4 protein-coding genes, 2 tRNA genes and 1 pseudogene are annotated in these 6,087 nt (G+C 66.7%); 3 read left to right on the forward strand and 4 right to left on the reverse strand.

Going from position 1 to position 6,087, the window contains the following annotated elements; all coding sequences use genetic code 11:
* Positions 1-120 precede the first annotated feature (120 nt).
* The 4 genes from JZ792_RS40445 to JZ792_RS40460 all read right to left on the reverse strand — a co-directional run bounded on the left by JZ792_RS40445 (position 121) and on the right by JZ792_RS40460 (position 2,855).
* Positions 121-193, reverse strand: a tRNA-Glu gene (locus JZ792_RS40445).
* A gap of 153 nt (positions 194-346) precedes the next feature.
* Positions 347-418 (reverse strand) — tRNA-Gln (locus JZ792_RS40450).
* A gap of 145 nt (positions 419-563) precedes the next feature.
* A complete protein-coding gene (gltX, locus tag JZ792_RS40455; RefSeq protein ID WP_216918182.1) occupies positions 564-2,036 on the reverse strand; it encodes a glutamate--tRNA ligase in 1,473 nt (490 codons plus the stop codon).
* 30 nt (positions 2,037-2,066) lie between these two features.
* Entirely contained in the window at positions 2,067-2,855 is a 789-nt protein-coding gene (locus tag JZ792_RS40460; RefSeq protein WP_216918183.1) for a fumarylacetoacetate hydrolase family protein, read from the reverse strand.
* A gap of 329 nt (positions 2,856-3,184) precedes the next feature.
* On the opposite strand from JZ792_RS40460, the gene JZ792_RS40465 reads away from it, so the two are divergent.
* The 3 genes and pseudogenes from JZ792_RS40465 to JZ792_RS40475 form a co-directional block, all read left to right on the forward strand.
* A complete protein-coding gene (locus JZ792_RS40465) occupies positions 3,185-4,372 on the forward strand; it encodes an MFS transporter (RefSeq protein WP_216918185.1) in 1,188 nt (395 codons plus the stop codon).
* Between the two features lie 58 nt (positions 4,373-4,430).
* On the forward strand, positions 4,431-5,504 hold the full coding sequence (locus JZ792_RS40470) for an ADP-ribosylglycohydrolase family protein (protein WP_216918187.1): 1,074 nt from the start codon (positions 4,431-4,433) through the stop codon (positions 5,502-5,504).
* A 117-nt stretch (positions 5,505-5,621) separates the two neighbouring features.
* Positions 5,622-6,087: pseudogene (locus tag JZ792_RS40475) on the forward strand (hypothetical protein); the annotation flags it as partial.

The raw sequence follows: 6,087 nt of genomic DNA on the forward strand, positions 1-6,087 counted from the left end.
GCCCAACGGGGGACCGGGGGGCGAAGCCCCGCCGGGCTGGGGCGTGGGGGCCGCGCCCCACAAGACATTGCGAAACAAGAAAGGCTCACGCTCTGTGCGAGCGTGAGCCTTTCACTTGTGTAGCCCCGACGGGATTCGAACCCGCGCTACCGCCTTGAGAGGGCGGCGTCCTAGGCCGCTAGACGACGGGGCCAGGACTTGATCTCCCACGTTTCCGCGGTGATCAACCTTGTGGATCTTGCGATCCGAGGAAGCTCGGCCAGCTTAACCGACCGAAGCTCGGCGACCAAATCGCCGGATGCTGAACCACTTTCGGTCGCGAACCGAGAGATGTGCAACATTTCCGCTGGGGTACCAGGACTCGAACCTAGAATGGCTGAACCAGAATCAGCTGTGTTGCCAATTACACCATACCCCAATGACCAGGACGTCAGCCCCGAAGTCGGACCAGTCGGACCGGCCTACCGCGGGGCCGTGTTCCGGCCGAGAAGAAGAGTACCAAACCTCGGCCGGTAAACTACAAATCGCCTGGTCAAAGCCCTATTTTCGATCGTTTTGCCGGATCAGGCGGTGGCGGTCCAGCCGCGAGCGGAGCGTAGCCTGTCCAGCGACAGCTCGCGTCCGAGCAACTCCAGCGACTCGTACAGCGGCGGGCTGATATGCGATCCGGTCACCGCGACGCGCACCGGCGCGAAGGCCTTGCGGGGTTTGAGGCCCAGATCGTCGATCAGCGCGGTTTTGAGCGCCTCCTCGATACCCGCGGTAGCCCATGCGGGAAGGGACTCCAGCGCGGCGATCGCGGCGTCGAGAACCGGCACGGCCTCCGCGCCGAGATTCTTCGCACCCGCCGCCGGATCGATGGCGAACTCCTCGGCGGGCGCGAACAGGAATCGCAGCAGTTCCCACGCGTCGGAAAGGACGACGATCCGGGTTTGCACCAAGTCCGCCGCGGCGGCGAACAACTTGTCGTCGACGTCGGCACCGATATGTCCGTGTCCCGTCAGGAACTCACGCAGCCGATGCGCGAAATCGCCGGGATCGAGCATTCTGATGTGTTCGGCGTTGAGTGCGTCGGCCTTCTTCTGGTCGAATCGGGCCGGATTCGAATTCACTTTCGATATATCGAATGCCTCGACCATGTCCGACATCGAGAAAACATCGTGATCGTCCGAGATACCCCACCCGAGTAACGCCAGGTAATTCAGCAAACCCTCGGGAATGAATCCGCGATCCCGGTGGGCGAACAGATTGGATTCCGGATCACGCTTGGACAGCTTCTTGTTGCCATGCCCCATTACGAACGGCAGGTGACCGAACTCCGGGGTGAACTCGGCGACGCCGATTCGTTCCAATGCGGCATACAGCGCGAGCTGACGCGGAGTGGACGAGAGCAAATCCTCCCCGCGCAATACATGGGTGATCCGCATCAGCGCGTCGTCGACCGGATTCACCAGGGTGTAGAGCGGATCACCGTTACCCCTGGTCAACGCGAAGTCGGGAACCGTACCCGCCTTGAATACCGTCTCACCGCGGACCAGATCGCGCCAGCCGAGATCGGTATCGGGCATCCGCAACCTGATCACCGCCGGGCGTCCGGAGGCCCTGTGCGCCGCGATCGCCTCGGGCGTGAGATCGCGATCGAAATTGTCGTAACCGAGTTTCGGATCGCGGCCCGCGGCCCGGTGCCGCGCCTCGACCTCCTCGGGAGTCGAGAAGGATTCGTACGCCTCGCCCGCGTCGAGGAGTTTGCCGACCACGTCCAGGTGCAGCGCGCGACGCTGCGACTGCCGGTACGGCTCGTACGGTCCGCCGACCTCCGGCCCCTCGTCCCAGGTGAGCCCGAGCCAGCGCAGCGCGTCCAGGATGGCCGCGTAGGATTCCTCGGAATCACGTGCGGCGTCGGTGTCTTCGATACGGAAGACGAAGGTGCCACCGGTGTGACGGGCGTAGGCCCAGTTGAACAGCGCCGTGCGGATCAGGCCGACGTGCGGTGTTCCGGTCGGTGACGGGCAGAAGCGGACCCGTACTTCAGTCATGGCTCTCTTTCGGACTCGTTCGAACGGTCGCTAGCGGTGTTTGGTCGCAACGGAATTGGTCAGGGTGCCGATACCTTCGACGGTCACCGACACCTGCTGCCCCGACTGCATCTGACCGACTCCCTCCGGTGTTCCGGTGAGGATCACGTCGCCGGGCAGCAGCGTCATCACCCTGGTCACCCATTCCACGAGCTTCGGAATATCGTGCAGCAGAAGCGATGTACGGCTACGCTGCTTCACCTCGCCGTCCAGTTCGGTGACGATCTCCAGATCCGATGGGTCGACGGCGGTTTCGATCCACGGGCCGAGCGGGCAGAACGTGTCGTAACCTTTCGCGCGGGTCCACTGCCCGTCCTTGCTCTGCTGATCCCGTGCGGTGACATCGTTGGCGACGGTGTACCCGAGGATCACATCCAGTGCGCGTGCGGCGGGCACATCCTTGCACGGACGGCCGATGACGACTGCCAGTTCGCCCTCGTAATCCACCCGGGATGAACTGGGCGGCAGGATGATCGAGGCGTTCGGACCGACGATCGACGTGCTCGGCTTCATGAAGATTACCGGCTCTTCGGGTGCGCTACCACCCATTTCGGCCGCGTGTGCGGCGTAATTCTTGCCGACGCAGACGACCTTGCTGGCGAGGATCGGCGCGAGCATCCGCACATCGGCCAGGGGCCAACTCCGTCCGGTGAACGTCGGAGTGCCGAACGGATGCTCGGCGATCTCTCTGGCCGTCAGCGACGCCGCGTCGGCGCCGCCCTCTCCTTCGATGCTGACGAACGCGACCCCATCGGGACTGGCAACTCGACCTAGACGCATGCCCGGCAGTCTATCGAGCGGTCGCCACCTGCCCGAACGCACCCGACCGAGTGGTCCGGAACGTGTTCTCGTCACTTTCGCGCGACGCGAGGAGCGCCGCGGCGACCGGATGGCGCGGCGAGCGGCGAGGTCGGGGCAAACACGCAGGCGAGGCGGTCGACGCGGGTGCCCGAATACCGCCAGATGTGACAAGTTCGACATCGCTTCGCCGAAATCGACTTGCCCGCACGGTGTAGCGTATCGCCAGGAGTTCATTCAATGAGATTTTCATTCCATATATTGGGATGATAGCGAGATGCGCGGAGACGCGGGATACCGGGGTGAGGCCGATGGCTACCGTGACACAGGTGCGCGACGTTCGACGGTGGTCCATGCTCGGCCTCGGTGTCTTCGCCCAGGCGTCGAGCGCGGTATTCGTCCACGGGGTGCCCTTCCTGCTCCCCGCGCTCACCGACCGCGGCATGTCGCTGCCGACGGCGGGCGTGCTCGTCGCCATGCCGACCGTCGGCCTGGTGTGCACCCTGATCGCCTGGGGATACGTGGTCGACCGGATCGGCGAGCACAAGGTTCTGGTCGGCGGTCCGCTGGTCATGCTGGCCGCGGGCTGCGCGGCCGCGGCCACCACGAACGACATCGCACTGGGCGCGCTGCTGTTCTTCGGCGGCGTCGGCGCGGCGAGTACCAACGGTGCGAGCGGCCGGGTCATCGTCGGATGGTTCCCGCCGCGGCGTCGAGGACTGGCGATGGGCATACGCCAGACGGCCCAGCCGCTCGGCGTCGGCATAGCCGCGCTGGCCATCCCGGCCGTCGCCGCGGCGCACGGTATCTCGACCGCAGTGCTCGTTCCGGCACTGATGGCCGGATTCGCCGCCGTCGGCTGCTATTTCGGCATCGTCGATCCGCCGCGGCCCGACGCGAAATCCGTCGACCGGGTCAACCCGTACCGCGGCGACTCCACGCTGTGGCGTATCCACGCGGTGTCGGTCCTGCTGTGTGTGCCCCAGGGCGTGGTGTGGACTTTCGCCCTGCTCTGGTTGCACCGCGATATCGGCTGGTCCCTGCCCGCGGCGGGGGCACTGGTCACCGTCACGCAGTTGCTCGGCGCCGGCGGGCGGATCGGCGCGGGCGCGTGGTCGGATCACGTGGGCAGCAGGCTCGGCCCGTTGCGCACCGTCGCGGTGGCCGCGGTGATCTGCATGGCCGCGCTCGGATTCGCGGCGTGGTCGAGCTGGTGGTGGGTGGCGATCCCGCTGCTGATCGCGGCATCGGTGATCACGGTGTCCGACAATGGTCTTGCCTTCACCGCCGTCGCCGAGATCGCGGGCCCGTACTGGAGCGGACGCGGCCTCGGCGTCCAGAACACCGGTCAGAATCTCGCGATGGCCGCCATTCCACCGGCTTTCGGCGCCTTGATCACGGTCGGCGGATTCCCCGCCGCCTACCTGGCCGCCGCGGCGCTGGCGACCGTGGCGATCCCGTTGGTGCCGTCGGATCGGACGAAGACACCGCACGAGTAGAGGTTTCGCGAGTCGATTATCACCGCGCGCGGCGGCCCGAACCTGACAAGATCGGGTGATGGTGGAGTATGTGGAGATCGTCGACCGCGTGCGCGGCACACTGCTGGGCGGGGCCATCGGGGACGCGCTGGGTTGGCCGATCGAATTCCGGAGTCTGGCCCAGATCAGGGAACAGCACGGCGAAGCGGGCGTGACCGGGTTCGCCCCCGATTACGGACCGCCGCAACAGGTTACCGACGATACCCAGATGACCCTGTTCACCGCGGAAGGGCTGTTGCGCTGCCCGCCCGGCGCCGACATCGCGCCCGTCATGCGCCGGGCCCTACTACGGTGGCAGCACACCCAGAAAGCCCAGGGGCCCGGCCACGCACCCGACGGCTGGTTGTCGAATCACTTGTTCCTCTACGCGGTCCGGGCCCCGGGCGATACCTGCCTGAGCGGCGTCTCGCAACAGTCGCAGGACTATGTGCCCCCGGCCCCGATGGGGTATCCCGGCCCGGTCAACGCCCATTCGAAGGGCTGCGGAACGGTAATGCGCTCCGCGCCCTTCGGATTGGTGGGTTCCGGCCCGGACGCCGCGTTCGAGACGGCCGCGCGCTGCGCGCAACTCACCCACGGCCATCCCACCGGATATCTGGCCGCCGGAGCCTTCGGTGCGCTGATCGATCGCGTGATGAGCGGATTCGACCTTCGGAAAGCGCTGCGGGAAACGATCATTCAGGTCGCGTCGATGCCGCGCGGCACGCAGACGGCCACCGCCCTGGAACGCGCGCTCACCCTGGCCGACACCGAACCGCCCACCTCGGAGGTCGTGCAAGGGGTGGGCGCGGGGTGGATCGCCGAGGAGTGCCTCGCCGTCGCCGTGCACTGCGCGTTGCGGGCCGAGACCGAGGGAGTGCGCGCGGCACTGCTGCTCTCGGTCAACCATTCCGGCGATTCCGATTCCACGGGCGCGGTCGCGGGCAACCTGCTCGGCGCGCTGCACGGACTATCCGGTCTGCCGCACGAATGGGCCGCCGCGGTCGAAGGTCGCGATGTACTGATCCAGATCGCCGACGACCTCGTCGTGAACTTCGTCCTGCGCGATCACGGGCGGGTCGCCGAACGCCATCCGCTCGAATACGTGACGTAGTCGGCCTCGTACGCGGTGCGCCGAAGCGAGCGAGCACCGAACTCGTTCGGCAGACCAGGTCGCCGCACATGTAAACCTGACCTTGACACACGTCGGACGTCAAGGCAGCCTTTACATATGACCGAAGAACCCCGCACCGACCTACACGACGAGCGGGCGACGCTCGCCACCCTGCTCTCCGCAAATGCCGAACTCGTCGTCGGCGTGCTGCGTCCGGGGGAAGGTACACCGGCGGTTCCGGTGCTCGCCGCCCTCAGCGCGACGCGCAATCTCGGCAATCTCGTCGACGACATCCTGCACACGCTGGCCAGGCAGGCCCGCGAGGAAGGCCACACCTGGGCCGAACTCGGCGATCTGCTCGGCACCTCGCGTCAAGCCGCCTACCAGCGGTTCAGTGGACCGATGCCGCCGACCGGGCCATTCCCGCCGCCGCCGCACTTCCCGCCGGGACCGCACGGTCACCCCGGCGGGCCGCGGCCACAGGTACCGCCCGCTCGACCCGGACCGCCAGATTTCCCCGGATCGGACCGACCGAATCCCCTCCCGATGCCTCGACCTCCCGTACCGCCCGGCGCACCGGGAT

Source organism: Nocardia noduli, assembly GCF_019038455.1.
Taxonomy (GTDB): Bacteria; Actinomycetota; Actinomycetes; order Mycobacteriales; family Mycobacteriaceae; genus Nocardia; species Nocardia noduli.

Excerpts from the sequence above, each read along its gene's own strand:
- gltX (WP_216918182.1), bottom strand. The coding sequence starts at position 2,036 with ATGACTGAAGTACGGGTCCGCTTCTGCCCGTCACCGACCGGAACACCG.
- JZ792_RS40460 (WP_216918183.1), bottom strand. The coding sequence starts at position 2,855 with ATGCGTCTAGGTCGAGTTGCCAGTCCCGATGGGGTCGCGTTCGTCAGC.
- JZ792_RS40465 (WP_216918185.1), top strand. The coding sequence starts at position 3,185 with ATGGCTACCGTGACACAGGTGCGCGACGTTCGACGGTGGTCCATGCTC.
- JZ792_RS40470 (WP_216918187.1), top strand. The coding sequence starts at position 4,431 with ATGGTGGAGTATGTGGAGATCGTCGACCGCGTGCGCGGCACACTGCTG.